At 58.7% G+C, this 26053-nt stretch carries 26 protein-coding genes; 10 read left to right on the top strand and 16 right to left on the bottom strand.

What is annotated here, in order from left to right; genetic code table 11:
* Window positions 1-439 precede the first annotated feature (439 nt).
* The 4 genes from ACR0D7_RS11420 to ACR0D7_RS11405 are packed head-to-tail and all read left to right on the top strand — an operon-like array spanning window position 440 to window position 3939.
* Window positions 440-1090 (top strand): histidine phosphatase family protein, encoded by a 651-nt coding sequence (locus tag ACR0D7_RS11420; protein ID WP_480679120.1) that lies wholly within the window; start codon window positions 440-442, stop codon window positions 1088-1090.
* A gap of 18 nt (window positions 1091-1108) precedes the next feature.
* Window positions 1109-1723 carry a glutathione S-transferase family protein gene (locus ACR0D7_RS11415; RefSeq protein WP_480679119.1) on the top strand — a complete coding sequence of 205 codons (615 nt, stop codon included), beginning with the start codon at window positions 1109-1111 and terminating at the stop codon, window positions 1721-1723.
* A 14-nt stretch (window positions 1724-1737) separates the two neighbouring features.
* Window positions 1738-2793, top strand: coding sequence for a saccharopine dehydrogenase (locus tag ACR0D7_RS11410; RefSeq protein WP_480679118.1), 1056 nt, complete (start codon window positions 1738-1740; stop codon window positions 2791-2793).
* A gap of 3 nt (window positions 2794-2796) precedes the next feature.
* Complete coding sequence (locus tag ACR0D7_RS11405; RefSeq protein WP_480679117.1) at window positions 2797-3939, top strand: saccharopine dehydrogenase family protein; 1143 nt, start codon at window positions 2797-2799, stop codon at window positions 3937-3939.
* A gap of 77 nt (window positions 3940-4016) precedes the next feature.
* Here the strand turns inward: ACR0D7_RS11405 and ACR0D7_RS11400 are convergent, their stop codons facing one another.
* The 5 genes from ACR0D7_RS11400 to ACR0D7_RS11380 all read right to left on the bottom strand — a co-directional run bounded on the left by ACR0D7_RS11400 (window position 4017) and on the right by ACR0D7_RS11380 (window position 7004).
* A complete protein-coding gene (locus ACR0D7_RS11400) occupies window positions 4017-4217 on the bottom strand; it encodes a DUF1127 domain-containing protein (RefSeq protein ID WP_170382016.1) in 201 nt (66 codons plus the stop codon).
* A gap of 43 nt (window positions 4218-4260) precedes the next feature.
* Window positions 4261-4497: a DUF1127 domain-containing protein gene (locus ACR0D7_RS11395; RefSeq protein ID WP_170382017.1), complete on the bottom strand. Its 237-nt coding sequence runs from the start codon at window positions 4495-4497 to the stop codon at window positions 4261-4263.
* A 107-nt stretch (window positions 4498-4604) separates the two neighbouring features.
* Window positions 4605-5711, bottom strand: coding sequence for a tetratricopeptide repeat protein (locus ACR0D7_RS11390; RefSeq protein WP_480679116.1), 1107 nt, complete (start codon window positions 5709-5711; stop codon window positions 4605-4607).
* A 108-nt stretch (window positions 5712-5819) separates the two neighbouring features.
* On the bottom strand, window positions 5820-6137 hold the full coding sequence (locus tag ACR0D7_RS11385) for a DUF3775 domain-containing protein (protein ID WP_170326413.1): 318 nt from the start codon (window positions 6135-6137) through the stop codon (window positions 5820-5822).
* An 87-nt stretch (window positions 6138-6224) separates the two neighbouring features.
* The gene (locus ACR0D7_RS11380; RefSeq protein ID WP_480679115.1) at window positions 6225-7004 is read right to left on the bottom strand and encodes a DUF1365 domain-containing protein; all 780 of its coding nucleotides are present in this window, start codon (window positions 7002-7004) and stop codon (window positions 6225-6227) included.
* Window positions 7005-7144: 140 nt separating this feature from the next.
* Between ACR0D7_RS11380 and ACR0D7_RS11375 the strand changes: the two genes are divergently transcribed.
* From ACR0D7_RS11375 to ACR0D7_RS11365, 3 genes are read left to right on the top strand one after another with little or no spacing between them, the layout of a single operon-like run.
* Window positions 7145-7801, top strand: a complete 657-nt coding sequence (locus ACR0D7_RS11375) for a sigma-70 family RNA polymerase sigma factor (RefSeq protein WP_480679114.1) — start codon at window positions 7145-7147, stop codon at window positions 7799-7801.
* A 10-nt stretch (window positions 7802-7811) separates the two neighbouring features.
* Entirely contained in the window at window positions 7812-8462 is a 651-nt protein-coding gene (locus ACR0D7_RS11370; RefSeq protein ID WP_480679113.1) for a ChrR family anti-sigma-E factor, read from the top strand.
* A 56-nt stretch (window positions 8463-8518) separates the two neighbouring features.
* On the top strand, window positions 8519-8923 hold the full coding sequence (locus ACR0D7_RS11365) for a hypothetical protein (protein WP_480679112.1): 405 nt from the start codon (window positions 8519-8521) through the stop codon (window positions 8921-8923).
* 3 nt (window positions 8924-8926) lie between these two features.
* Here the strand turns inward: ACR0D7_RS11365 and ACR0D7_RS11360 are convergent, their stop codons facing one another.
* The 6 genes from ACR0D7_RS11360 to ACR0D7_RS11335 all read right to left on the bottom strand — a co-directional run bounded on the left by ACR0D7_RS11360 (window position 8927) and on the right by ACR0D7_RS11335 (window position 16249).
* Window positions 8927-10156, bottom strand: a complete 1230-nt coding sequence (locus ACR0D7_RS11360) for a DNA recombination protein RmuC (RefSeq protein WP_480679111.1) — start codon at window positions 10154-10156, stop codon at window positions 8927-8929.
* Between the two features lie 52 nt (window positions 10157-10208).
* Window positions 10209-12071 (bottom strand): DNA mismatch repair endonuclease MutL, encoded by a 1863-nt coding sequence (gene mutL, locus ACR0D7_RS11355; RefSeq protein WP_480679110.1) that lies wholly within the window; start codon window positions 12069-12071, stop codon window positions 10209-10211.
* A gap of 282 nt (window positions 12072-12353) precedes the next feature.
* Complete coding sequence (locus ACR0D7_RS11350; RefSeq protein ID WP_480679109.1) at window positions 12354-13283, bottom strand: metal ABC transporter permease; 930 nt, start codon at window positions 13281-13283, stop codon at window positions 12354-12356.
* Entirely contained in the window at window positions 13280-14485 is a 1206-nt protein-coding gene (locus ACR0D7_RS11345; RefSeq protein WP_480679108.1) for a metal ABC transporter permease, read from the bottom strand. The genes ACR0D7_RS11350 and ACR0D7_RS11345 overlap by 4 nt, the downstream gene beginning before the upstream one ends.
* Before the next feature lie 3 nt (window positions 14486-14488).
* Window positions 14489-15292, bottom strand: a complete 804-nt coding sequence (locus tag ACR0D7_RS11340; protein WP_170382027.1) for a metal ABC transporter ATP-binding protein — start codon at window positions 15290-15292, stop codon at window positions 14489-14491.
* A 3-nt stretch (window positions 15293-15295) separates the two neighbouring features.
* The gene (locus tag ACR0D7_RS11335; RefSeq protein WP_480679107.1) at window positions 15296-16249 is read right to left on the bottom strand and encodes a metal ABC transporter solute-binding protein, Zn/Mn family; all 954 of its coding nucleotides are present in this window, start codon (window positions 16247-16249) and stop codon (window positions 15296-15298) included.
* Between the two features lie 197 nt (window positions 16250-16446).
* Here ACR0D7_RS11335 and deoC point away from each other — a divergent pair, with 197 nt between their 5' ends.
* From deoC to ACR0D7_RS11320, 3 genes are read left to right on the top strand one after another with little or no spacing between them, the layout of a single operon-like run.
* Complete coding sequence (deoC, locus tag ACR0D7_RS11330; RefSeq protein WP_480679106.1) at window positions 16447-17445, top strand: deoxyribose-phosphate aldolase; 999 nt, start codon at window positions 16447-16449, stop codon at window positions 17443-17445.
* A gap of 47 nt (window positions 17446-17492) precedes the next feature.
* The gene (locus ACR0D7_RS11325) at window positions 17493-19826 is read left to right on the top strand and encodes an aldehyde dehydrogenase family protein (protein WP_480679105.1); all 2334 of its coding nucleotides are present in this window, start codon (window positions 17493-17495) and stop codon (window positions 19824-19826) included.
* 23 nt (window positions 19827-19849) lie between these two features.
* Window positions 19850-20665, top strand: a complete 816-nt coding sequence (locus tag ACR0D7_RS11320) for an SDR family oxidoreductase (protein WP_480679104.1) — start codon at window positions 19850-19852, stop codon at window positions 20663-20665.
* Between the two features lie 21 nt (window positions 20666-20686).
* Here ACR0D7_RS11320 and ACR0D7_RS11315 read toward each other — a convergent pair whose 3' ends face one another.
* The 5 genes from ACR0D7_RS11315 to purH form a co-directional block, all read right to left on the bottom strand.
* Window positions 20687-21997 carry a M16 family metallopeptidase gene (locus tag ACR0D7_RS11315; RefSeq protein ID WP_480679103.1) on the bottom strand — a complete coding sequence of 437 codons (1311 nt, stop codon included), beginning with the start codon at window positions 21995-21997 and terminating at the stop codon, window positions 20687-20689.
* Window positions 21994-23334, bottom strand: coding sequence for a M16 family metallopeptidase (locus ACR0D7_RS11310; RefSeq protein ID WP_480679102.1), 1341 nt, complete (start codon window positions 23332-23334; stop codon window positions 21994-21996). The genes ACR0D7_RS11315 and ACR0D7_RS11310 overlap by 4 nt, the downstream gene beginning before the upstream one ends.
* A gap of 82 nt (window positions 23335-23416) precedes the next feature.
* The gene (locus tag ACR0D7_RS11305; protein ID WP_170571594.1) at window positions 23417-23935 is read right to left on the bottom strand and encodes a DUF3035 domain-containing protein; all 519 of its coding nucleotides are present in this window, start codon (window positions 23933-23935) and stop codon (window positions 23417-23419) included.
* A gap of 50 nt (window positions 23936-23985) precedes the next feature.
* Window positions 23986-24456: a signal peptidase II gene (gene lspA, locus ACR0D7_RS11300; protein ID WP_480679101.1), complete on the bottom strand. Its 471-nt coding sequence runs from the start codon at window positions 24454-24456 to the stop codon at window positions 23986-23988.
* Window positions 24456-26045 carry a bifunctional phosphoribosylaminoimidazolecarboxamide formyltransferase/IMP cyclohydrolase gene (purH, locus tag ACR0D7_RS11295; RefSeq protein WP_480679100.1) on the bottom strand — a complete coding sequence of 530 codons (1590 nt, stop codon included), beginning with the start codon at window positions 26043-26045 and terminating at the stop codon, window positions 24456-24458. The genes lspA and purH overlap by 1 nt, the downstream gene beginning before the upstream one ends.
* Window positions 26046-26053: the final 8 nt, after the last annotated feature.

Here is a 26053-nt window from a genome sequence, read left to right as displayed (position 1 = left end):
CCAAAGGATACTGAACAGGCATCTCCCAACCAGCAAAATCAACCATCTTACCACCCAACTCAACGTGGAGTGAATAAAGAGGCGTGCGTTTCGGTGTGGTCATTATTAAGGCCTTTCAAATGCCGTTTTCATAGATCACCGCATTGTCTGCATTCGCAGCTCTGCCCGACTTCTATTAGACACCAAAGTTCCCGGGACGCTATTGCGAGTCAACAGGATATGCTTGGACGCCAGCTCTCAGAGGGCAAGATCAATTGCAGCAATTTTGTATCGTATAAGAAACTTATCCCTGTTGGGCAACAAAAGAGATGCATGCGTCCACATTCAGAATTGGACAGGTTAAATCATTACCAATGGCTGATTTCTGAACGCAGCCAGAGAAAACACCACTGGCCCCTGCCGAAAACCTGCCCTAAGACTTCGCCCAAGAGGGACCGCAATGTCGCATATTACACTGGTGCGTCACGGCCAGGCCAATACCGCCGCACGTGACGAAGAAAGCTATGACAAGCTCAGCGATCTGGGCCACCAGCAAGCCCGCTGGCTGGGGGCACATCTGCAGGATACACATGCGCATTATCCGCGCGTCTATTGCGGCACACTGCAGCGGCACGTTGAAACCGCAGCCAGCATGAAACTGCCTGATCCCATTCAAGATCCGCGCCTGAACGAGATCGAGTATTTTAACATCGCCCGCTTATACGAACAGCAACATGGTGTGACGGTTCCAACGGATCGCGAAGGGTTCGTCGAACACCTGCCCCGCACTTTCGCCGCCTGGGCCAAAGGCGAGATCGAAGGTACGCCCGAAACATTCGACGCCTTCGAAACCCGTGTCTCGGACGCCCTGCGAGAGATCGGAACCGAGGGTGGTCCGGCCATCGTAGTGACCTCGGGCGCGTTAATCTCGATGGTGGTGCGGCAAGCGATGGGACTGGATATCCCAGCGATGGCACGGGTGGCTTTGGCCATCATGAATACATCGCTACATCGGCTGCATCCTATCGGCACCCAGCTGAGCCCAGTTCTGTTCAATGCAGTTCCTCATCTGGAAGCGCCGGACAGGCAATTCGCACAGACCCACCTATAACCAGATCGGAGACCCCTGATGCAGCTTTACTATGCGCCCCGCACGATCTCGGTCGCTGTTGCGATTGCTTTGGAAGAGTCTGGGTTGGAATACGAAGCGATCAAACTGGATTTCGCCGAGGGCGAACAGACGAAACCTGCCTACAAACAGATCAATCCAAAGGGACGTGTTCCGGCGCTGGTTGTCGAAGGCGGTATCCTGACCGAAACCGGGGCATTGCTGGAATATATCGCAGCCAAAGCACCCAAAGCGGGTTTGGTACCCACTGATCCGGTTATGGCCGCACGGATGCGCGAGGTGATGTTCTACCTCGCCTCGACCATGCATGTGAACCACGCGCACAAGTTGCGTGGGCCTCGTTGGGCCGACAAGAAATCCAGTTGGAAAGACATGAAAGACAAGGTCGCACAGACGATGACCGCTTCCTGCGACTATATCTCTTCAAACGGGCTGCGCGGACCGTATGTTCTGGGCGCGGCATTCTCGCTGGCCGACGCTTATCTCTATGTGGTTTGCAGTTGGTTGGAAGGTGATGGCGTTGATGCCTCGGCCTTTCCCAAGATCGTCGCCTTCCGTGAGGCGATGGAGGCACGCCCTTCGGTTCAGGCGGTACGCGCCGCCGGAATGCTCTGACAAAAGGAATTACGATGACACATCTCTGGGTCCGGGCAGAACAGCGCCCGAATGAGGAACGGGTCGGGTTGACCCCCGAAGGTGCCGCAGCGCTGATCGCGGCAGGTATCCGCGTAACGGTCGAGGAAAGCCATGTTCGCGCCATCCCGATAAAAGGCTACAAAGACGCGGGATGCGAAATCGCGCCTGAAAATTCCTGGCCCGAGGCACCGCAGGATGCGATCATATTTGGCCTGAAAGAACTGCCCGAGGATGGCACGCCCTTGCCCCATCGCCACATCATGTTCGGCCACGCCTATAAGGGCCAGCATTCGGGTCGTGCACTGCTGGATCGGTTCAAGGCTGGCGGCGGCACGCTATACGATCTGGAATATCTGGTCGATGAGGATGGGCGCCGAGTCGCGGCCTTCGGCTATTGGGCGGGTTACGCCGGGGCGGCGGTGACACTGAAAACATGGGCGGCACAGCAACGCGGACAGGAATGCCCGCCTGTCGGCGTCTATCCCAGCAAGGATGCGCTGAACGCGGAATTGCTGGCCGAGCTGGACGCCACCGGAGCCGACCGCCCCAGCGCCATCGTCATTGGAGCGCTTGGCCGAGTGGGCACCGGAGCAGCGGACCTGTGCGAGGCTATGGGCGTTACAGTCACCAAATGGGACATGGCCGAAACTGCCAGCGGTGGCCCTTTCCCGGAAATACTGGATCACGACCTGTTCCTGAACTGCATCTTCGCCCGTCCCGGCACCCCGGTCTTTGTTCCGCAAGAGGCACTGACCGCCCCGCGCAAGCTGATGGCCATCGGCGACGTGGCCTGCGACCCGGACAGCGATTACAACCCGGTTCCCGTCTATGACCGCGCTACCACTTGGGAGGTCCCTGCTCTGCGCGTGGCCACCGATCCGGTGATGGACGTGATGGCGATCGACAACCTGCCCTCGATGCTGCCGGTCGAAAGCTCGGAAGACTACGCAGCGCAACTGCTGCCTTCTCTGCTTACACTGACCGATCTGGACAGCGGTGTCTGGGGCCGGGCAGAAGCGACATATAAAACACATATCGAAGGGATCTGAGAGATGACGATTCACTGGTGTGGCACGGGCCTGTCGGCCATTCCCGGCCTGCGCCGCCTGATCGAAGGCGGGCACAAGGTCACCGTCTGGAACCGGACTGTCGACAAGGCCAAAGCCGAGGTCGGAGACCTGACTGACGACATCCGCGCCTTCGACATCGACGCACTTGGCGCGGTTCTGGAAAAAGGCGACGTGATCGTTTCGATGTTACCCGGCGATTGGCACGTGCCGTTGGCAGAGCTGGCGATCTCAAAACAAGCCAATTTCGTCTCGTCCTCCTACATCGCGCCCGAAATGCGCCGGCTGGACGACAAGGCTCGCGATGCTGGTGTAGCACTGGTCAACGAGGTCGGGTTGGACCCGGGCATTGACCACCTGATGGCACATGCACTAGTCGATGACTACCGCGCCTCTGACGCGTTCGATCCGCAAAACCACCTGAGCTTCATCTCGTATTGCGGTGGCATCCCCAAGAACCCGAACCCGTTTCGCTATAAGTTCAGTTGGTCGCCGCTGGGTGTGCTCAAGGCGCTGCGCTCGCCCTCCAAATCGATCCGCGACTATGCTCCTCTGGACGTCGCTCGCCCGTGGGATGCGATCAGCAGCTATATCGCACCACTGCCGACGCCGGAAAGTTTCGAGGTCTATCCGAACCGCGACTCGATTCCGTTCATAGCGCAGTACCATTTCGAGGATCACTGGCCGGTTAAGGAATTCGTCCGTGGCACCCTGCGCCTGAACGGTTGGGCTGACGCCTGGTCTGATGTGTTCACCGAGATCGAAACCCTATCCGGCCCCGAAGGCGATGCGCGTCTGAAAGAGATGTCGGACCAGTTCTGGGACGAAAACGCCTATGACGAAGGTGAGCCTGATCGCGTAGTTCTATGCGTGGGGCTAAAGGCAGAAAAAGACGGCGTTCCCGTCTGGCATAAGACCTATGTCATGGACGCCTGGGGCGATGCGCGCGGCACAGCAATGGCGCGTCTGGTCTCTATCCCGGTGTCGCTGGCCATCGAGGCGGTTCTAAACCGCGCCATCCCGGCGGGCGTTCACGCCGCCCCCAATGATCCGAAGCTGGTTCAAGGATGGATGGCCGAGATCGACAAATTGGCCCAGCATCTTCAAGTGGTGGACCACACGGCCTGAAAATGAAAAAGCCATTCCGGGGGATCGGAATGGCTTTAACGGTGCCCGTGTTCACTCTGGTCTAGCATCTTCGTCTTTCAGATGTAGCGTTCAATCGTTTGGTCGATATCGCTGCGGTTGATGCCAAGGTCGGCCAACTCTTGATCAGATAGGCGATTCAAATCCTGCGCCGCACGAACAATGCTTGATCTGATTGCGTGCAACCGCATAGCCCGATCAAACAACATGACGGTGCTGGAATTGACTGGCGTCTTACGAGGCGGGTTTGAATCCAACATTTTCTACTCCATTTTTCCTGCCACACCCTTGGCGGCATACAGATCAGTGAACCGGGCGCTTGTAGGGCTGCTTGTGATAGACGCTCTGATAGGCGCGCTCTTTGATCTCGTCGCGCGGCATTCCGATGTCTGCTAACTGCTTGTCGCTGAGGTTTTCCAGCTCGCGAACGGTATTTGCTAAGATTCCACGGCGGAAATGTTCCACCCGTGCTTCGGCGTAATTCGAGAACATACCGAAGAAGAGCCCCTTCTGAGGGGTAACTGTTTGTGCGTATCCCATGACTTTCTCCTTTAGCTCTGAGTTGCGTTTGTCGTTGCTGAAACAGATTAAGGAAGCCCGCGTTAACGCAGCCGGAGGGAAAGATTAAAACGGGTTAATGTGACGGATCAGGGCGAGGTTTTGGCGGTGTTCTGTATGGCGTAAGCGAGATCAACCAGATTGCGGCGGAGCTCCGGGCCATAGTAAATTTCAGCTTCTTCCCTTGGATCAGTTGGTTCGAAACCTTTGATCTGGTGGCGCTCGGGCAACGCAAACTCGCCGCCGGATACACAATATAACATTCGATCATGAAGCAGAAGGTGTTCTGCATTTTTAGCTGTCGCTTCATTCTCAAAGACTACAGTTGCAGCTATGTAGCGCGCCTGTACGAGCACCGTTGCCCCGACAGGTTCGTCCGCAAGCAGTTTGAGCAGGTCTTTTGGTCGACCGCTCTTTTCGACATTCTCCATGAATTCTGGATATTTAACGTCGAAAACTGCGATCGTCTGATCGCAGATATATTTCGGATAACTATTGCGTCGTTCTGGATACAAAGGTGGGCAACTTGAAGGGGCTACTCGGCAATAAACAAAGAACTCATAGCGTAGTTTATCGTCAGTCGGGCTGGCAGCCAATTGATCACGTGTATCAAGTGCAAAGTCTCGGAAAACGGCTTGCAAGAGTGGATACTGAGACGGGTTTCGTAGCAGAAGAATAAGCTCTAAGTCCGGCTCAGTTGGCAACCAGTGTACTTCTCCGTCATCGCGCAGTCTCTCGCTCACGAACTCATCGACGGCTGCATGTCTGTCGAGGCTGACCAACAGCTTGTACTTGCCCCGTAAAGCATCGGGGTTATCCGGTTGCAGGTTGAAGGCCGTTAGCTGCGCTTCCACCATCCCATCAGTATCGCCCACCGCTTCCAGAACCCGGGCCATCCACTCCCAAGGAATGTGGCTACCCGGGTCCGCTTCAACCGCCAGATCGGCCTCACGCTTTGCGGCCTCCCAATCCTCTTGCGCCATCATGATCTGCACCTTGTTCAGGTGGATCACAGACCGGGTCGCCGGTTCGAAGGCGGCCCAGTTCAACAGCGTATCGCATGCTGCCAAAATTTCTTGCGCGTCGCCCGTGGTCGTGTTGCAGGTATCAATCAGCGTGTCGCGTTTTTTGCCCAAGGCCAGAACCGCGATGATGGACAGCACGACCACAACAATGGCAACGCGAACAAAAGTCACTTTGTGCTTCGGAGACTTGGCAAGACTATCAGATGTCATTCAATCAACCAAAAGTATATCTGGCCGGACTGAAACAAACCTGCTGATGTTTGTAAACTGGCCCTGCGCCTACATCAGATCGTTTTCCACATCCTCGGCCGAAATCCCCAGCGCATCCAGACCGTTTTCCAGATGATCCGACAAGTGCGGCGTGCCGATCAGGTAATCGGCGCAAGGAGTCGAGGCCTCGGATTTGGCAGTTGCGATAGCTTCGGCAAGATCCTCGGCAAAGAAACTCTCGCGCCCGATCCACATGACAGCGACCAACTCGGCCTGCTCGTCTTCGCCCATGCGGTCAATAAAAGCACGCAGCTCGCCCTCGGCCCGGTTCAATTCACGCCCCATCATGGCAACCTGAGCGATCTTTCTTGCCGAGATTTCCAACATGACCCAACTCCTCGTGTTCGCGGTTTCTATCCTAGCACAACCACCCCGCGACGCATGAGTCTTTGATCTTACGCAAACAAAGTGACCTTAAGGCTCGCGAATGCGGGAAACCGGGTGTTTGGGGACTGGGGATGTGCGAAAGGGGCGGAACGTGGCCTTCTTCAACCACAGTTTAAGCGCCTGCCACAGGATCAGGACAAACGCCCGACGTGCGCCAAAGGGGCGGCGCAGCAGCGACCAAAGAATTGTGCCATTCGTCAGCGGTGCCCGCTGTCCGGTCAGCGTGGCGATCAGACCGCCACCTTCGCGCCCGTAGTCGATCCATGCGCCCACCCGGTCCGGGCGGTAGTCGAACCGAAACGTGTACGTGCCTTCGATCTTTTGAAACGGTGAAACATGCATCAGCTTGTCTGCAATGATCCGGTCCGAAGCCCGGATCGGTTCAAAACCGGGATTGTGGCACAGATAGCTGTGGCGCGTGCCGTAAGTGTTCGTGACCTCAGCCACCACTGCGTAAAGCCTGTGTTCAGCGTCGAAGCAAAACCAGAAACTGACTGGGTTGAACACATGCCCTAGAACACGCGGCTGGGTCAGCAGCGTGATGTGATCGGGTTGAGGCACATTCATCTGGTCGAACTGCTCGCGTAGCCATGTTGCGCCCCGTCCCTTCCCCGGTTCACCGCCGTGGTCGCTAACTCGCCAGTTGGTGACATTGGCGCGATTCATGGAAAACAGGACGGGTGTCTTTGGCACGCTTTCAGGGTCAAGCAGGATGTAGTCGACAGAGTATCGAAAAGCGTTTTGAACAGTCCCTTTGCGCCCATGAAAAGTATGGCCTGCAATGTGATCGACCCTGTTCAAGTACATTCCCCTTATCTGCCTGCAAACCGTTTAACTGGCATTCTTTTGCTCATTTGTGTGTACCATACGATACGGATTTTGGCGCAGCGCGGATCAAAAACTGCGCACAAAGTGATCCATCTTGGGTCAGCTCGCGTAATGTGGTTATGTTTACCGAGATTGAAACCGTGACCTTGGATGATCCGACGGCCGTTGGGCCCGCGGTCAAACCTTGGCGCGCGAAGAAACGCACCAGGGACAAGCCGGTGAACAAAGCAGATGGCAGTAGCAAAACCAGAACGGAGTGGGTGAGCCACGTCAGGCGCATTCGGGATGCGCAGGATCAGGCCGCATTTGCCGAGCTGTTCCAGCATTTCGCGCCTCGGATCAAGGCATTCCTGATAAAATCGGGGTCGGATGCTGCTTTGGCCGAGGAATGCGCGCAAGAGGTGATGGCGACCTTGTGGCACAAGGCACATCTGTTCGACCCTACCCGCGCAACCGTAGCCACCTGGGTGTTCACGATCGCGCGGAACAAACGCATCGACGTGCTGCGCAAACAACGCCGCCCCGAGCCCGAAGATCTTGGCTGGGGACCCGAGGCAGAGCCGGAACAAGAGGACGTTGTGGCGCTGCAACAGGAAACTGCGCAATTGCGCGATGCCATGGCGGCGCTGCCCGGAGCGCAAAGAGAGTTGATCGAAAAGGCCTATTTTGGGGACTTGAGCCACCGAGAGATTGCATCTCAGACCGGTTTACCCCTGGGAACGATCAAATCGCGGATAAGGCTGGCGCTGGACCGCTTGCGCCACGCGATGAATTGAGATGATGAAGATGAGCAACGATATCAAACATCACCTGACAGACGACCTGCTGATGGCCTATGCAGCCGGCAGCCTGCCCGAAGCGTTCGACCTGATGGTCGCAACGCATCTTTCCCTGTGCGACCACTGCCGCGCGCGGGCTGAAAGCTTTGACGCTGTTGGCGGCTGTGTACTGCAGGATCAGGACGCCTCTGCCAGCATGAGTAAGGACTCTTTGGCCGCAACGATGGCGCTGATCGCCAAAGGTGCCCCGATCACCAAACCAGCGCGTCCCAGCTGCTCGGTTCTCCCCGCCCCCTTACAGGATTACGTTGGCGGAGATGTAAACGACATTAAATGGCGGCCTGTCGGCATGGGCGTGAAGCAGGCGATCCTACCGACCACGCGCGAGGCAACCGCCCGCCTTCTATTTATTCCTGCGGGCGCCGCCGTGCCAGATCACAGCCATAATGGCATGGAACTGACGATGGTCTTGCAAGGTGCGTTCTCGGATGAGGTTGACTATTTTGCCCGTGGCGATGTCGAAATTGCTGACGAAGACCTGCACCACACGCCAACAGCCGATATCTCGGAGGATTGCATCTGTCTGGCGGTCACGGACGCACCTCTGAAGTTCAGCAAATTGATGCCGCGCCTGTTCCAGCCGTTCTTGCGCATCTGAAGCGCCGGGGCGGTTCGTTCCACACTGAACCTTTGATTTGGTTGGGGAGGGATTTCATGCGAAATCATCTTATTCTGAGTGCTTTGGTCTTGGCACTTGCAAGCGCAGCCTGGGCGCAGCGCGCGGCAGATGTGAAATTCAACCCCGGTGATTTCGGTACGATGGTGAGCGGGACAATCACCGGCAATGAGTATTTTGACTACAAGCTGGGCGCGCAAGCGGGTCAGGAAATTTTCGCCGAACTTAAAGTCAGCGATACCAATGGTAGCGGCGTAATCTACTTCAATATCCTGCCGCCCGGCAGTGATGGCGAAGCGATCTACAACGGCTCGATCAATGGCAACACCGCCCGCATCGACCTGCCCGAAGACGGAGATTATACGATCCGCGTCTATCTGATGGGCAATGATCGGGACACCGATAAGACAGTCGGCTACAATCTAGATTTGTCTATCCAGTAAATCTCAGCCTTCGGACTTGCCCAGCGGCACAACGTTCGTGTGATCGTCCGGGGCAAGCTCTTCGAAATCGAAATTGTCCAGCCGCTGTGCCCGACGCCCGGCTTTCTCAGCGCTGATCTTGATCTCTGAGATATCCTTGGCGGCCTGACCGAAGTGGCGATCCAGATTGGATACACGATCCCCCAAACGTTCCACGTCCTTATGCAGCATCCCCAGTTCCTTGCGGATGGCGCCCGCCTGTTCCCGCATCCGCGCGTCCTTGAGGATCGCGCGCATCGTGTTCAGCGTCGCCATGCAGGTGGTGGGCGAGACGATCCAGACGCGTTTGCTGAAACTCTCCTGCACCAGTTCTGGGAATTTGGCGTGCAGTTCGGCATAAACCGCCTCGGACGGCAGGAACATCAGCGCGCCATCGGCGGTTTCTCCGTCCAGAATGTATTTCTCGGCGATATCGTTGATATGCGTGCGCACCGTGCTGCGGAACATCTGCACGGCGGCTTTCAGTTCGGCATCGTTGGTCGAGCCAATCAGTGCCTCATATGCTTCCAGTGGAAACTTGCTGTCGATCACAATCGGCCCCGGAGGGTTCGGCAAGTGAATTAGACAATCTGCGCGCCGTCCGTTCGACAGCGTCGCCTGCAGTTGGAAACTGTCCGAGGGCAGCGCCTTAGAGACGATATCGTTCAACTGAATTTCCCCAAACGCGCCGCGGGTCTGCTTGTTCGACAGGATATCCTGCAACGACAATACGTCGCCCGACAGTTTGGTGATATTGTCCTGCGCCCTGTCGATGGCGGCCAGACGTTCCTGCAACTGCGTCAGCGAGGTCGCGGTCTGTTTCGACGACCCATGCAGCGATTCCTTCATCCGCTCCTGCATTTCTGCCAAAGCCCGGGCCGACTTCATCGCGTTATCCGCCAATCGGTCATTCATCTGCTGCTGTACCGAGGACAAGCGGGATTCAACCGTCTGGATCACCTGAACCTGCGCATTGGCCTGTGTGTCCGACACGTGCTGCAGTCCACCGCGCAGTTGCTCTTGTCCCTGCCCTAACTGTTGTACGTTTTGGCCCAGATGCGCCATCTGCCGCGCCAGCGGCTCCGCCATCCGGGCCGAACGGTTCGCTGCGCGCAAGGACAGGAACAACAAAACCAAGATCAATACGATGACGCCGCCCGCTATCAGTATCGCGGGGTCGTTCAATGCAACTTGGGTGCCAGCAATCTCGATCATGTCGCCTCAAATGTTCTTGTTTTATTCTTCTTAGCCCGACCGGGCCACGGGATCAACTGCGCCCGAACAGGCGCTCGATGTCGCTCAGCTTCAGTTCCACGTAAGTTGGCCGCCCGTGGTTGCACTGGCCAGAATGAGGCGTTGCTTCCATCTCGCGCAGCAGGGCGTTCATTTCCTCGGCCCGCATCCGGCGGCCCGACCGGACCGAACCATGACAGGCCACGCGGCTGAGGATCGCCTCGATCCGCGCCTGCACCGTTTGGCTTTCGCCCTGATCGGCCAACTCGTCGAGGATATCCAGGATCATCGCGCGGGCATCAACCTCACCCAGAATGGCAGGTGTTTCGCGCACAGCGATTGCACCACCGCCGAAGGGCTCCAACGTCAAACCAAGGCGCGACAGGTCGTCGGCAACGGCCATCAGGCGCGCGCAGTCACCTTCCGAAAGTTCTACAATTTCCGGAATCAGCAGCGCCTGCGCAGCGACACCGTTCTCGGCCATCTGAGTTTTCAGCTTTTCATAGACCAGCCGTTCATGCGCGGCGTGCTGGTCGACGATCACCATCCCATCAGCGGTTTGGGCGATGATATAATTCTCATGCACCTGCCCGCGCGCAGCGCCCAAAGGCAGGTCTTGCGGTGCGGGTTCTTCAACAGGCGCCGGAGCCACCACCGGGGTCGGTTCAACGATGCTGCCGCTATAATCATTTGCCAACTCGGCAAAACCCGGTGACTGCGCCCGAAACGCTGCCTGCCGCGCCGCCTGAGAAGGTCGGTCCATCTGATAGACGCGCGCCGGAGCGATTTGCGCAGTCTCTGGTCGCATCGCCCCAAGGGTCGCGTTCGCTACGGTCGAGGATGCGCGATGCCCAGCCTCAGCTAGCGCATGACGCAGAGCTGAGACAATCAGCCCCCGCGCCACACCGGGATCGCGGAATCGGACCTCGGATTTCGCTGGGTGGACATTCACATCCACCAGCGTCGGGTCACAGTCGATGAACAATGCCGCCGCCGGGTGACGGTCGCGGCTGAGGAAATCGAAATAGGCCGCCCTCAGCGCCCCGGTCAGCATCTTGTCGCGAACGGGGCGGCCGTTGACGAACAGATACTGCGCAACAGCCGCACCGCGCGAATAAGTCGGCAGCGCGGCATATCCATACAATCGGATACCCTCACGTGTGGCGTCGATCTGAAGGGCATTTTCCGCAAACTCTCGCCCGATCACGCGGGCCAAACGGGCATGCAGCGCGTCGAAGAGATCGCCATTCTCACGGTCGGCCCGGAAGGTCACGCGGCCTTCGCCCCCGCCCGAAACATCGCGCAGCGTGAAAGTGATCGCCGGTTCTGCCATCGCGAGGCGTTTGACGGTGTCGGTAATCGCCTGAGCCTCGGCCCGATCCGTGCGCATGAATTTCAGTCGCGCAGGGGTCGCAAAGAACAGATCGCGCAGCTCTACGACTGTCCCTGAGCGCAGGGCCGCTGGTTTCACGGTCTCCATCGTGCCGCCGGCCACATGGATTTGTGCTGCATCTGCCCCAGGTACTCGGCTGGTGATGGTCAGCCGCCCGACCGCCCCAAGTGAGGGCAACGCCTCACCCCGGAAACCGAACGTATGGATGTTCAGCAGGTCCGAGCCGTCGATCTTTGACGTCGCGTGCCGCGATAGGGCCAGCGGCAGATCATCCGCCGATATCCCACACCCATCGTCGGTGACGCGAATCAACGTCTTACCCCCGTCGGCGATGTCGATGGCAATCCGGCCGGCCCCGGCATCGATCGCGTTTTCCACCAGTTCCTTGACTGCCGAGGCCGGGCGTTCGACCACCTCACCCGCAGCGATGCGGTTGATCGCAGCGTCGTCGAGCTGCCGGATTACGGGGCGATTTTCGCTGATATTGGGGTTTGCCTGCACCATACCACCAGACCTAGCACACACGCGCGCGATTCTGCCACTGGTTTGGCGGGCCTATTTTTCGAGGGAGGGGCGTTCGAACAATCGCAACGCGCCGGAGTTTCTTTACGGCGATCCGGATCGCGATTGTCCGAACGATCCGAAGTGAGTGGTGGTCATTCAGAATTTAATAGCGGGGGTCGTAGCATGAAAACCATGATCGCGGTGATTAACTCTGAAGGTGCCTAATTTCTGAGCAATTTTCAGCCGACGAGTCATGTGCGGCACAAGCGGGATCACGCCCTATCAAGCCGCGCTGGGTGCTCCGGTCCGATGTCGACACGGCCCCCGAAACGCAGCACAGGCCAGAATCAGACCTGACATGGTCGCGATCATTCCTGCCGCGCTGACGGCGTCCGAGCCGCCCAACCAAAGCGGCCCATAGCCCGCCAGCACATAGCCAGAAACCGAGGACATGATGGCGAAGACAACGCTCCAGGTGATTTGCGCTTCTAACCGGTTGGCCATCATTCGCGCAGCTGCAGGCGGGCAGATGAACATTGCGATCACGATGATCGATCCCACAGCGTCAAAAGCAGCGACTGCGGCGATGGCGGCTGTGATGACCAAAGCCATGCCTAACGCACCTGTGCGAATTCCGATGGTGCGCGCAAAACCTTCGTCAAAGGTGGAAATCTTCAACGGTCGCCAGAACAGCCAGATGAACAGGATCACACCCACCAACGTCATCGCAATGCGAGGCAGTTCCGGGGGCAGCCCGGCCAAGGCCGTCAGGTCCAGCAATGACGACCACCCCACAGCATCCAGCCAGATCAGGCTTTCCAGATTGCCGTACAGGGCGTGTTCCACATCCAGATGCACGGTCGAAGTATCGGTTTGCTCCAGCAACAGCACACCGCCTGCGAACATGGTGGTGAAGACCACACCCATCGCCGCGCCGGGCTCGATCTGGCCCAGTCGACGGATCGCTTCGATCATCACCACGGCAACAATCGCCGCGCCCGCCGCGCCCAGCATCATCGGCCAGGTCGAGATCGCTCCGGTCAGAATAAAGGCCACCACGATGCCCGGCAGCACCACGTGGCTAATCGCGTCCCCGATCAGGGCCTGCTTGCGCAGAACCAGAAAATTCCCCGGCAACGCGCAGGCGATGGCCGCGAACGTTCCGATCAGCAAGGGCGTCAGCGACAAGGGGACGAATTCTTCACCGCTCATGAAGGTACCCCCTGCGGGCCGCCGATCTGGCGGTCAATTTCGGCGATCTGATCGCGGGTCAGGACGGTTTCGATATCGCGCAGCCCGTCATAAAGCGCCGCCGTCGCCTCATGCGTTTGATCGGCACGGACAACCTCCCATCGTTTTTCATCTCGCAGGGCTTTGGCGGCACGGGCCTTCCCGGCCTCGGTGGCGACACCGTCGGCGCGGGCCAACCCGGCGCGTTTCAGCAGACGCAGGGTCAAAGGTTCATAGATTGTCTGATCTTGCGCCAGGGCCAGAAGACCTTGCCGGATATGCACCCGGCGTTGAAACTTCAGATGTTGCAATACCGCTGCCAGAACACCCCGGTCAGGCGCAAACAGCAAGGACAGTGCGAAAAAACCAAAGCTGACCAAAACGATGATCGGACCGGTTGGCAGGTTCGGGGCCGAGGCCGACAGTGCCGCCCCCAAATACCCGGCCAGACCGCCCGCCAGACCAGCCAGCAGCACAACCCGGTCCGAGCGGTCAGTCCAGAACCGAGCCGTGACCGCAGGAATGATCAACAGGGCAACGATCAGGATCAGCCCGACAATTTTCAGGCCGACAACGGTGACGGCCATCACCAATCCCATCATCGCAAGGTCGATCCGATGCACCGGCAGTCCCCGCGCTGCAGCATATTCTGGGTCAAAGGCGACCATCGTCATCGGGCGACGAATGATCATCACCAATGCCAGCGTCGCCGCCCCCCCAATCGCAATGATTAAGGCATCAGCCCAAAGCATTCCAGCCGTTGAACCCAGAAGGAACCCTTCCAGCCCCGCTTGCCTGCCAACGCCCATGGTCTGAATGATTGTCAGCAGGACAATGCCAAACCCGAAGAAGACCGAAAGGACCGCTCCGATAGCCGCGTCCTCGGCCAGCCGCGTGCGGCGCGTCAGCCAGTTCATACACAGCAATCCAATCCAGGCGGATATTGCCGACCCGGACAGCAGGCCAATCAGGTTTCGCCCATCTCCGCCGAAGGCGACGAGCACCATAAAAGCCAGACACACACCCGGCAGGGTCGCATGGCTGATTGCGTCGCTAACCAGCGCGCGTTTGCGTAGAAACAGAAAAGTTCCAGTGACCCCGGCAGAAATACCCAGCAACGTCGCACCAATCGCAACCAGCGTGGCGTTATAGCCCAGCTGCAGGGTCAGAGCGTCCCATAGCATGGATCACCCCAACGCGCGCGATATCTGGTCGATCTGCGCGGTTGCCAAACGGCCTCCGTACGCAGACTGCAGGGTTTCGGCAGTAAATGCCTCGGCCACTGGGCCTTCGGCCACTTTGCGTGTGTTGATCAGGAACACGTGGTCGAAATAATCGGTGACGGTCGCCAGATCGTGATGCACGACCACGACGGTCTTGCCCGCCTCTTTCAACGATTTCAGCACGGCGATGATGGCTTTTTCAGTCGCCGCGTCAACGCCGGCAAAAGGTTCGTCCAGAAGGTACAGATCAGCCTCTTGCGCCAAAGCGCGGGCCAGGAAAACGCGTTGCTGCTGACCACCGGAAAGCTGGCCGATCTGACGGTCCGCGAAATCATGCATACCGACGCGGTTCAGGCAGTCCATCGCCTGTGCCATGTGCCGGGCGCGGATTCGGCCCAGCAGACCAAGTTGCCGTGACAGTCCCATCAGCACCACGTCGATCACGCGTGTCGGGAAATCCCAATCCACACTGGCGCGTTGTGGCACATAGGCAATCCGGGCACGTTGCTGATCCAGCGGTTTGCCATAGACGGTGACTTTCCCAGATAACGGCGACACAATCCCTAAAGCGGCCTTGAGCAAGGTCGATTTCCCCGCCCCGTTGGGGCCGATGATCGCCGTCATCGCGCCGGTCTGTACCGTCATGTCCACTGAGAATACTGCCGGTTTCTGACCGTAAGATACGGTCAGACCACGAATGGCCAAGGGACTGTCGTCCAAGCTGTGCTCGGAAATTGAAACACCTTGATCAGCGGCCAGTTCCAGCATCACTCAAAACCCCGCCGACAATCTGCCATTCATACCGCGATCTGGCACGTCTGCACCCAATGCACCGGCGATGACGGTAATGTTGTGATCCAGCATACCGATATAGGTTCCTTCATAGGTGCCGGGTTCTCCCATGGCATCCGAATACAGCTCACCACCGACGCCTACTTCATGGCCCTTGGCTGCGGCCCCTTCGATCAGCGCCCGCATCGAGCGGTCGGAAACCGAGCTTTCTACGAACACGGCTTTCAACTGCTTGTCGACCAGCGTGTCCACCAGCTCTCCGATCCGATTAAGACCGGCTTCGGACTGGGTCGAGATGCCCTGGATACCCATCACCTCATAGCCGTAATCCGCACCAAAATAGCCAAAGGCATCATGCGCCGTTACCAGAACGCGATTGTTTTCAGGAACGGCGACCAGCGCCTGATTGGCATAATCTTCCAACTGGTTGATTTCGGTCAGATGTGCTTGCGCGTTGGCTTTAAAGACGTCGGCGGACTCGGGGCGCGCTTCGGTCAATGCGTCCTGCACTTCGACTACTACATCGCGCCACAGGGCGGGACTCATCCAGACGTGCGGGTCGAATTTGTCAGCATAATCGTCATGCGCGCGCAGCTTGGATGTGTCGATCCCTTCGGCCACGGCCACAACGTTACGCTTGCGGCCAAGATCATGGAAGAAATCTTCCATCTGCGCCTCAAGGTACAGGCCATGCCACAGGATCAGATCGGCGCGGGTCATAGCCACGATGTCGCTGCGGGTCTGACGATATGCATGCGGGTCGACACCGGGCCCCATCAGGCCCTTTACCTCAACCTGGTCGCCACCGACCTGCCGCGCAGCGTCGGCGATCATACCGGTTGTGGCGACCACTTTCAGTGGCGCCTCGGCCCAGGCCATCAATGGCAAAGCAGCGGCGAAAGCCAGTGCTGCAAGAAAGCTGCGACGAATCATCTTAGACCCCGAATTGGTACTCTGCTGAGAATGAATATGCGAACCATTCGCAACTAAGTCAACGCAATTGCGAATTATTCGCAAGAAAGCGCTTATTTTGTCCATTTGGTCAAAAAATGACTTGCTCACCCGCGCTATGCCTTCCATTTACGCGTAACCCGTGCGATTTTGGCGCAAACCTCCCAAAGGACGTGACTATGGATACGCAGAGCTCAGAAAGCCCCGTGCGCACCGCGCATCTGCCGCAAGTGACCGAACCCCGAAACCCGGGCATGGAGCTGGACCTCGACTGGGTGCGCGCCGTGCAGGCCAACACCTCAGCCATTGAACGCCGTGCGGCGACCCTGCCCGGTCGACGGTCGGTGAAGAAAGAGTATCAGGCGGCCTGGCTACTGAAGGCTATCACCATGATCGACCTGACTACCCTGTCAGGCGACGATACCGTGGGCCGCGTGCGCCGCTTGTGCGCCAAGGCACGCCAGCCGGTTGCGTCTGCAACCTTGCAGGCGTTGGACATGCCTCCGATCACCACTGGAGCCGTTTGTGTCTATCACGACATGATTGAGACCGCTGTAAACGCGCTTGAAGGCACTGGTATCCCGGTGGCTGCCGTGTCGACCGGCTTCCCTGCTGGTTTGTCCCCCTTCCACCTGCGTGTGGCCGAGATCGAGGAAAGCGTGAAAGCCGGGGCCGAAGAGATCGACATCGTGATCTCACGTCGTCATGTGCTGTCGGGTGACTGGCAGGCTTTGTATGACGAAATGAAGGCCTTTCGCGTGGCCTGCGGCGATGCCCATGTCAAAGCCATCCTCGCCACCGGAGAGCTGGGCAGCCTGCGCAATGTCGCGCGTGCCTCGCTGGTTTGCATGATGGCGGGGGCAGATTTCATCAAAACCTCGACCGGCAAGGAAAGCGTCAATGCCACATTGCCCGTGTCGCTGGTGATGATCCGAGCGATCCGCGATTATTATGACCGCACCGGATATCGCGTCGGCTATAAGCCCGCCGGCGGCATCTCAAAGGCCAAGGACGCGCTGGTCTACCTGTCGCTGATCAAGGATGAACTGGGCGACCGTTGGCTGGAGCCGGACTTGTTCCGCTTTGGCGCTTCGTCGCTACTGGGCGATATCGAGCGGCAATTGGAACATTATGTGACTGGGGCTTACTCGGCTGGGTACAGGCATTCGATGGGTTGAGCCCGTGGATATGTCTGGACAGTGAGTATTTGGGAAAAGATGAAGTTATGACAGTCAAAGAGATCTTCGAGACCATGGATTACGGCCCTGCCCCCGAAAGCGCTGCCGAGGCGTTGGCCTGGCTGGTCGATCAAGGCGACAAATTCGGCCACTATATTGATGGCACTTTCACAAAGCCGGGCAAAGGGTTTGACAGCCGCAATCCTGCAACCGGAGAAGTTCTGGCAAACCTGACGCAGGCCAAACAGGTCGACGTAGACGCAGCCGTCGCTGCAGCCCGCAAGGCGCAGCCGAAATGGGAAAAATTGGGCGGCGCAGGCCGTGCGCGGTATCTCTATGCGATTGCACGTCTGCTGCAGAAGCATGCGCGCTTGGCTGCGGTGCTGGAAAGCCTCGATAACGGCAAGCCGATCCGTGAATCGCGCGACATCGACATCCCTCTGGCGCAGAGGCATTTCTATTACCACGCAGGCATGGCGCAGTTGATGGAAAGCGAATTGCCTGACGTAGAGGCGTTGGGGGTATGCGGACAAATCATCCCGTGGAATTTCCCGCTGCTGATGCTGGCATGGAAAATCGCGCCGGCGATCGCGATGGGCAACACGGTGGTTCTGAAACCGGCCGAGTACACTTCTCTGACAGCGCTGCTGTTTGCTGACATCTGCTTGCAGGCCGGGCTGCCGAAGGGCGTGGTCAATATCGTCACGGGCGACGGTGCGGTGGGTGAGATGATCGTAGCCGCAAACGTGGACAAGATCGCCTTTACCGGCTCGACCGTTGTGGGGCGGCGTATACGTGAGGCGACCGCAGGCTCGGGCAAAGAACTGACCTTGGAGCTGGGCGGCAAGTCCGCTTACATCGTCTTTGACGACGCCGATATCGACAGCGCTATCGAGGGCCTAGTGGATGCGATCTGGTTCAATCAGGGTCAGGTCTGCTGTGCGGGCTCACGTTTGCTGGTTCAAGAGGGCATCGCCAACCGTTTCCACGAAAAACTGCGTGCACGAATGGACAATCTGCGCATCGGTGATCCGCTGGACAAGTGTATTGATGTGGGCGCGGTTGTGGACCCGGTTCAGCTGCAGACCATCAAGGCTATGGTCGAAAGCAACACGGTTGGTCACGTCCATCAGGCCGCCTGTGAGCTGCCCGAAAACGGTTGCTATTATCCGCCTACACTGATCTCGGGCCTCGAAACATCCGATCCGCTGATGCAGGAAGAGATCTTCGGCCCGGTTCTTGTGTCTTCGACCTTCCGCACGCCTTCTGAGGCGGTCGAACTGGCCAACAACACCCGTTACGGGCTGGCTGCGACGGTCTGGACCGAGAATGTGAACCTCGCGCTGGACATAGCGCCCAAGCTGGTTGCGGGCGTGGTCTGGGTCAACGCTACCAACTTGTTCGACGCAGCCGCCGGGTTCGGTGGCGTGCGCGAAAGCGGCTTTGGCCGTGAAGGCGGTTGGGAAGGGCTGGCTGCCTATACCAAGCCCAAAGGCAAGGCAAAGCCCCTGGCCAAGGTCGAGGCGATCATGGGCGAAGGTGCTCCGGCCGATCCCATTGACCGCACAGCCAAGATGTATGTCGGCGGCAAGCAGGCGCGGCCCGACGGTGGCTATTCGAAACCCGTCTGGGGCAAGTCTGGCCTGCTGGGCCATGTGGGTCTGGCCAACCGCAAGGATGTCCGCAACGCGGTCGAGGCTGCGGCGGGCGCAAAAGGCTGGTCCAGAACCACCGGTCACCTGCGCGCGCAGATCCTGTATTACATCGGCGAAAACCTCTCGGCCCGCGCCGACGAATTCGCCGCACGCATCGACGCCATGACAGGCCGAAAAGACGGCGCGAAAGAGGTCGAAGCCTCAATCCAGCGTCTGTTCACCGCCGCTGCCTGGGCCGACAAGTATGATGGTCAGGTGCATGGCGTGCCGATCCGCGGCGTTGCCATTGCGATGAAGGAACCGGTCGGCGTGATTGGCGCGCTCTGCGCGGATGAGGCACCGCTGCTGGGGCTGGTTTCCGCCATGGCCTCGGCGATTGCGATGGGCAACCGGGTGGTGTTGGCGGCGTCCGAGCCGTACCCGCTGGCGGCAACCGATTTCTACCAGATCCTGGAAACCTCGGACGTGCCCGCCGGCGTGGTCAACATCCTGACCGGCAGCCATGCGGAACTGGCGAAGCCTCTGGCCTCGCACCTGAACGTCGATGCGGTCTGGTCCTTCTCATCCACCGATCTGTCGAAGGAGATCGAGGTCGTTTCGGCCGGGAACCTGAAACGGACCTGGGTGAATAACGCGACGGCATTTGATTGGGGCGTGGACCATTCGCGCCGCTTCCTGCAGGCTGCGACCGAAGTGAAAAACATCTGGGTGCCCTACGGCGAGTAGGGCTCCCGTCAAGGGAGACCTACATGGATTTTTCAGGACAAACCGTCATCGTCATTGGCGGCACCAGCGGTATCAACCGGGGCATCGCCGAGGCCTTTGCGGCCTCGGGGGCTAAACTGGCCGTTGCCAGCCGGTCGCAGGACAAGGTGGACGACACGCTTGCCGCGCTGAAAGATGCAGGCGCAGCGGAAGTGATCGGCGCGGCCTTTGACGTCCGCGATGCACAAGCCGTGGAGAACGGGCTGAAAAAGTTCCACGACGCGTTTGGCGATTTCGACGTTCTGGTCTCGGGTGCCGCGGGCAACTTTCCGGCGCTGACATCCGAGATGTCGGTCAATGCGTTCAAGACTGTGGTGGATATCGATCTGATGGGTACAGTCCATGTGATGAAAGGGGCTTATCCTTACCTGAAACGCCCCGGAGCCAGCATCATTAACATCTCGGCCCCGCAGGCGTTTCTACCTTACGAAGGGCAGGCCCATGTCTGCGCGGCCAAAGCAGGTGTCGATCAGATCACCCGCACCTTGTCGATGGAATGGGGGGTCGAGGGTATCCGTGTGAACTCGGTCGTGCCGGGTTTTATCGAAGGGACCGAAGGCGCACGGCGTCTGGCCCCGACGGAAAACGCTCATGAGGAGTTGCGCCGCGACGTGCCGCTGGGGCGCTGGGGGAACACACAGGACGTAGCCAATGCCTGCCTGTTCCTCAGCTCGGGTATGGCAAGCTATATCAGCGGTACGGTTCTGTCCGTGGATGGCGCGCTGTATCAGCGCGGCTCGGGCAAATTTGGCCAGATGATGGGGCAGATGCTACGCAGCGCAGAGGGAAAAAAGGGCTGAGGCGCGCTCAGCCCCCTTTGATCAGTTTGTGGTTTCCAGACCTTCGGGTTTGCCGACAACGGTGAAATGCAACCCCTCGGGGTCCAGCAATTCGCTGGCCACACGGTTCACCTCGTCCAGAGTCACCGCGTTCACCTTGTCATTGCGGGTGGCGATGTAGTCGATCGGCAAATTCTCCATCTGCATCCCGACCATGATCCCGGCGATCTGACCATTGCCATCAAAGCGCAACGGATAGGCTCCGGTCAGGTAGGTCTTGGCGTCGTCCAACTCTTTCTGCGTAACGCCTTCGGTCGCTGCGCGGGCCCATTCGTCTCGGATCACCTCGACCGCTTCCGCAATGCGGTCATTTGCCGATGAGACCGACCCAAGATAGACCGACGCCAAATCCTTGGGCACCAGATAGGTGGCGACGCCGTAAGTCAGGCCACGTTTCTCGCGCACTTCCTGCATCAGGCGGCTTTCGAAACCTCCACCACCAATAATGTGGTTCAGAATGTAGGCGGCGAAAAAGTCCGGGTCGTCGCGGTCGATACCGGCATGCCCGAACAAGGCCACCGATTGCGGCGTGTCGAACTCAACCACGCTGACACCACCAGATATGGTCACATCGGCACGGTCCGGAATCGGTTTGCCTGTCTCAGGCAGATCGGCCAACAGCCTGTCCAACAGCACACCCAGCTCGTCGGCGGTGATATCACCCACGGCGCCGACATAGAGACGATCCATCGCAAACACATTGTCATAGGCGGTGACCACATCATCGCGGGTCAGCGCAGAGACACTTTCGATCGAGCCTTTGCCTTCGGTCCCGTAAGGGTGATCGCCATAGGCCATCCGTGCAAAGTTTCGCCCGGCGATGTCATTGGGGTTGGTCTCGTCCGAGCGCAAGCCGGACAGAACCTGCGCCTTCACGCGCTCTACAGCGTCCTCATCGAATCTGGGCTCATGGATCGTTGTGCGAAGCAGGTCGATCACTTCATCGCGGTTTTCGGTCAGGAATTGCGCTGAAATCGAAACCGAGTCATCGGACGCATTGTACCGGAACGACGCCGCCAGCGATTCCAGTTCGCGTGCATAGGTGCGCGCATCCATCTCTCCCGCGCCTTCTTCGATCAGCCCGCTCATCAGATAGACAGCCCCGCGTTTGCCGGGTTCATCCAGAGAAGTGCCGCCGCGAAACCGCAGCTCCAACGCCGTGAAGGGGATCGCGTGATCTTCAACCAGCCACGCAGTGATGCCTCCGGGCGAGGTGACCTCTTTGATTTCGATCTCGGCCCAGGCGGGCAGCGCGATAACAAAGGCGATCAGGGTTGCGAAGATGCGTTTCATTGCGTCACCTCATCGTCTTTCATCAACCAGCCAGTGACGGATGCCTCGGGTTGCAGAACTTCACGAGCGGCGGCAATGATCTCATCCCCCGTGACGGCTTGCACGATATCGGGCCAGGCCTGTACATCCTCGACCGTCAAACCGCTGGTCAGAGCGCGGCCATAGCGATTGCCGATCCCATCCACGTTATCGCGGGCATAGGTCTGGGCAGCGCGCAACTGCATCTTGATCCGATCGAGGTCTTCTTCGTTCACACCCTCGGCGATGAAATCTGCGACCGCCTGATCCATTGCACCCTCGGCCTCTTGCAGGGACACGCCCTGCGCCGGAACGACCAGCAGATCAAAGGTTGTGTCGTCCAGCGACACTCCGCGATAGAAAGCCCCGGCATAGACGACCTTTTGCTGCTCGAACTGCAGCTTTTCGTTCAAATAAGACGTCGTACTGCCCCCCAGCAATTCGGCCAGCAGGTACAGTGCGGCGGCCTTTTCCTGCGCACCTGCGTCCCGTTCGGGCGCCAGATAGCTGCGCTGCACATAGGGTTGTGAAACACGCGGGTCTTTGAAGGTCAGACGGCGTTCAGCCGACTGCGGCGGCTCTTGCGAGCGGATTCGCTCGGGCAGGTCCGCGTTGGCCGGGATGACGCCATAATACTGTTCCGCCAGTGTTTTGACTTCATCGGGCTCAACATCTCCGGTCACCACCAGAATGGCGTTATTGGGCGCATAGTGGGTCTGGTAGAACGACAGCGCATCCTCCATATCCAATGTCTCCATCTCGTGCCGCCAACCGATAATGGGCACGCCATAACGATGGTTGAGGTACTGCGCCGCGCTCATCTGTTCACCGAACAGGGCACGGGGGCTGTTTTCCGTGCGCTGATTGCGTTCTTCGAGGATCACGTCGCGTTCGGTGGCGATATCCTCTTCGGTCAGGCGGATATTGCGCATACGATCCGCTTCCATCCGCATCATCAGCTCCAACCGATCGGCGGCGACGCGTTGAAAGTAAGCGGTGTAGTCGTAGGAGGTGAATGCGTTGTCATTGCCGCCATTGGCCGCAACAGTGGCCGAGAACTCCCCCGGTGCCAGCGTATCCGTACCCTTGAACAACAGATGCTCCAGGAAATGCGCAACACCGGACGACCCCACAGGCTCATCCGCCGATCCAGCGCGATACCAGACCATGTGCTGCACGACCGGTGCGCGGTGATCCTCGATCACGACGACATCCATGCCATTGTCCAGCGTGAAAGTCGTAACTGCCTCATGCCCTTCTTTGGCCATCAAAGGGGCGGCGGCGAACAGGGCGGCAGATAATGCCAGGGCCCGAACCATGGGGCATCCTCCGTTTCATTTGATATTGTTCAAATTACGGTGGTGCGGCGCAGGTTCAAGGCCAATGACGGAAAGTTAAGATTTATTCATTTCCCGGAGGCGCAGATGGCGTTTCCAGCCCCACGCGCCGCGCCGCCTGGTTCTGAGCGTCAGCGTCCAGCGCCTGGCGCTGATAGACCTGCTCATACCGGTCGACCTTGAACAGGCGCAACCTTGTCCAACGGCCCTGCTTTCTACGGAATTCGGCATCCTCGGTATCAACGACCTGACGTGTATTGCTGGGCACACCATAGCGGCTGGAGGCCGTCACCAATGCTGCATCACCAGATGGGACAGCGGTATTGGGGTTCAAAGCTGCCTCATTTCCGCCCAGCGCAACAACTGCGTCAGCCTTGGGGTTCGGATCGGTCAGGTTGGCACCGCCCGGTGTGGGCGCGGGCAGGAATTTGTAATCCTTGGGCTGGGTCAACGGTTTCACCGGCATGACCGAGAACTCATCCGGACCATCACCGGGGGCTTCCAGATGGCGCAGACCGATATCCGAACACCCTGCAACCGCAAAGGCCAATGTCACAGCAAGTATGGAACGCGGCAACCGCATCAGAGTCTCCAGCCAGTTTCAGGCGCTTTTATCCCATTTCCCCGGGCAGGTCACGAGGGCTTTTTGCCATCAAAGAACACAAGTCCGAAAGCGCCTGCAAAGATGAACACATCTGCCAGATTGAACACAAACGGGTTGTTGATGCCGCAGCAGGACATGTTGAGGAAGTCCAGAACATAGCCATAGAGAACCCTGTCCACCACATTGGCCAGCGCACCACCAATCAGCAACCCGCCGCAGAACAGCATCAGTTTCGATGGCATGGAGCGCATCAGCCAGACCAGAACTCCGATCGAGATCGCCAGCGAAATGCCGATCAACACCCAGCGCGCTGCTTCTGAATTGCCCTGAAACAGGCCGAAATTAATGCCGCGATTCTCGCCATACTTGAACACCAGCAGGGGCGGCAACACGTCGATATTCCCCTCGGCCACGCGCATCACGTGAACGACCAGATATTTGCTGATCTGGTCGATCAGAAACGCGGCCAGCGCGGCCCAGAGCAGAAGGCGCTTGCGCATCAGTGGCGGAAGTGGCGCATGCCGGTGAAGACCATGGCAAGACCCGCTTCATCCGCCGCCGCGATCACCTCGTCGTCGCGCATCGAGCCGCCGGGCTGGATAACACAGGTCGCGCCCGCCTCGGCTGCTTCCATCAGACCGTCAGGGAAAGGGAAGAACGCGTCCGAGGCCACCGCCGAGCCGATGGTCAGCGGCTGCGGCAAGCCAAGCACATCGGCCATGCGCTCGGCTTTCTTGGCGGCGATCAGGGCCGAATCGACGCGACTCATCTGACCGGCACCCACCCCAACGGTCGCGCCATCCTTGACGTAGACAATCGCATTGGATTTGACGTGCTTGGCCACTTTCCAGGCAAACAGCAGGTCGCGCATTTGCTCCTCGGTCGGGGCTTTCTTGGTGACGACTTTCAGGTCATCCATACCGACAAAACCGTTATCCTTGTCCTGCACCAGCAGGCCACCGGCGACCTGACGCACGGTTTTTCCGCCTGCGGTCACATCCGGCAGAGCCTCGGTCGTCAGCAGGCGGAGGTTCTTCTTGGCGGCAAAGATGGCCTTGGCCTCATCCGAGGCGCCGGGGGCAATCACAACCTCGGTAAAGATGCCGGTGATTTCTTGCGCGGTTTCGGCATCAAGCGGTTGGTTCAGCGCCACGATGCCGCCAAAGGCCGAGGTGCGATCGCAATCAAACGCGGCCTTGTAGGCCTCGATCAGCGTTGCGCCCGTGGCTACACCGCAGGGGTTGGCGTGCTTGATGATGGCGCAAGCTGCGGTGTTGGCCGGATCGAATTCGGCCACCAGCTCGAACGCCGCGTCGGTGTCGTTGATGTTGTTATAGCTCAGTTCCTTGCCCTGATGCTGAACAGCGGTCGCAACACCGGGACGGTTGGTGCCATCAGTGTAAAACGCAGCCTGCTGGTGGCTGTTTTCACCGTAACGCAGGGTCTGCTTCAGCTCACCCGCAAAGGCGCGACGCTTGGGGGCCTCAAGCTGCAGCGCATCGGCCATCCAGTTCGACACGGCGGTGTCATAGGCGGCGGTGCGGGCATAAGCCTTCTGCGCCAGCCACTGACGGAAACCATAGGACGTTTTACCGTAATTCTCTTCCAGTTGATCCAACAGCGACGAGTAATCCTCGACATCCACCACCACGTTTACAAAGGAATGGTTTTTCGAAGCCGCACGGATCATCGCCGGACCACCGATATCGATGTTCTCGATGCACTCGTCATAGCCTGCGCCTTTGGCCACGGTCGCCTCGAAGGGATAGAGGTTTACCACCAGCAGATCGATTGCGCCGATGCCATGTTCCTCCATCGCGGCGACATGGGTGTCGTTGTCGCGCAGAGCCAAAAGGCCGCCATGCACCATCGGGTGCAGAGTCTTGACCCGGCCATCCATCATCTCCGGAAAACCGGTTACATCGCTGACATCCTTCACCTCAAGCCCTGCATCACGCAGTGCCTTGGCCGTACCGCCGGTCGACAGCAGTTCAACGCCGCGCTCGGACAGCGCCTTGCCCAGCTCGATCAGCCCGGTCTTGTCGGAAACGGAAAGCAACGCGCGGCGCACGGGGTGAAGATCGGTCATGGGTCCAA

The sequence above is a fragment of the Ruegeria sp. BB7 genome, assembly GCF_056539365.1.
This window is presented reverse-complemented; position numbering and strand designations above follow the sequence as displayed.

Excerpts from the sequence above, each read along its gene's own strand:
- ACR0D7_RS11310 (WP_480679102.1), bottom strand. The coding sequence starts at position 23,334 with ATGGTTCGGGCCCTGGCATTATCTGCCGCCCTGTTCGCCGCCGCCCCT.
- purH (WP_480679100.1), bottom strand. The coding sequence starts at position 26,045 with ATGACCGATCTTCACCCCGTGCGCCGCGCGTTGCTTTCCGTTTCCGAC.
- ACR0D7_RS11370 (WP_480679113.1), top strand. The coding sequence starts at position 7,812 with ATGAGCAACGATATCAAACATCACCTGACAGACGACCTGCTGATGGCC.
- ACR0D7_RS11360 (WP_480679111.1), bottom strand. The coding sequence starts at position 10,156 with ATGATCGAGATTGCTGGCACCCAAGTTGCATTGAACGACCCCGCGATA.
- ACR0D7_RS11400 (WP_170382016.1), bottom strand. The coding sequence starts at position 4,217 with ATGTTGGATTCAAACCCGCCTCGTAAGACGCCAGTCAATTCCAGCACC.
- ACR0D7_RS11395 (WP_170382017.1), bottom strand. The coding sequence starts at position 4,497 with ATGGGATACGCACAAACAGTTACCCCTCAGAAGGGGCTCTTCTTCGGT.
- ACR0D7_RS11315 (WP_480679103.1), bottom strand. The coding sequence starts at position 21,997 with ATGAAACGCATCTTCGCAACCCTGATCGCCTTTGTTATCGCGCTGCCC.
- lspA (WP_480679101.1), bottom strand. The coding sequence starts at position 24,456 with ATGCGCAAGCGCCTTCTGCTCTGGGCCGCGCTGGCCGCGTTTCTGATC.
- ACR0D7_RS11420 (WP_480679120.1), top strand. The coding sequence starts at position 440 with ATGTCGCATATTACACTGGTGCGTCACGGCCAGGCCAATACCGCCGCA.
- ACR0D7_RS11320 (WP_480679104.1), top strand. The coding sequence starts at position 19,850 with ATGGATTTTTCAGGACAAACCGTCATCGTCATTGGCGGCACCAGCGGT.
- ACR0D7_RS11405 (WP_480679117.1), top strand. The coding sequence starts at position 2,797 with ATGACGATTCACTGGTGTGGCACGGGCCTGTCGGCCATTCCCGGCCTG.
- ACR0D7_RS11415 (WP_480679119.1), top strand. The coding sequence starts at position 1,109 with ATGCAGCTTTACTATGCGCCCCGCACGATCTCGGTCGCTGTTGCGATT.
- ACR0D7_RS11335 (WP_480679107.1), bottom strand. The coding sequence starts at position 16,249 with ATGATTCGTCGCAGCTTTCTTGCAGCACTGGCTTTCGCCGCTGCTTTG.
- deoC (WP_480679106.1), top strand. The coding sequence starts at position 16,447 with ATGGATACGCAGAGCTCAGAAAGCCCCGTGCGCACCGCGCATCTGCCG.
- ACR0D7_RS11410 (WP_480679118.1), top strand. The coding sequence starts at position 1,738 with ATGACACATCTCTGGGTCCGGGCAGAACAGCGCCCGAATGAGGAACGG.
- ACR0D7_RS11340 (WP_170382027.1), bottom strand. The coding sequence starts at position 15,292 with ATGCTGGAACTGGCCGCTGATCAAGGTGTTTCAATTTCCGAGCACAGC.
- ACR0D7_RS11375 (WP_480679114.1), top strand. The coding sequence starts at position 7,145 with ATGTTTACCGAGATTGAAACCGTGACCTTGGATGATCCGACGGCCGTT.
- mutL (WP_480679110.1), bottom strand. The coding sequence starts at position 12,071 with ATGGTGCAGGCAAACCCCAATATCAGCGAAAATCGCCCCGTAATCCGG.
- ACR0D7_RS11305 (WP_170571594.1), bottom strand. The coding sequence starts at position 23,935 with ATGCGGTTGCCGCGTTCCATACTTGCTGTGACATTGGCCTTTGCGGTT.
- ACR0D7_RS11385 (WP_170326413.1), bottom strand. The coding sequence starts at position 6,137 with ATGTTGGAAATCTCGGCAAGAAAGATCGCTCAGGTTGCCATGATGGGG.
- ACR0D7_RS11345 (WP_480679108.1), bottom strand. The coding sequence starts at position 14,485 with ATGCTATGGGACGCTCTGACCCTGCAGCTGGGCTATAACGCCACGCTG.
- ACR0D7_RS11380 (WP_480679115.1), bottom strand. The coding sequence starts at position 7,004 with ATGTACTTGAACAGGGTCGATCACATTGCAGGCCATACTTTTCATGGG.
- ACR0D7_RS11325 (WP_480679105.1), top strand. The coding sequence starts at position 17,493 with ATGACAGTCAAAGAGATCTTCGAGACCATGGATTACGGCCCTGCCCCC.
- ACR0D7_RS11350 (WP_480679109.1), bottom strand. The coding sequence starts at position 13,283 with ATGAGCGGTGAAGAATTCGTCCCCTTGTCGCTGACGCCCTTGCTGATC.
- ACR0D7_RS11365 (WP_480679112.1), top strand. The coding sequence starts at position 8,519 with ATGCGAAATCATCTTATTCTGAGTGCTTTGGTCTTGGCACTTGCAAGC.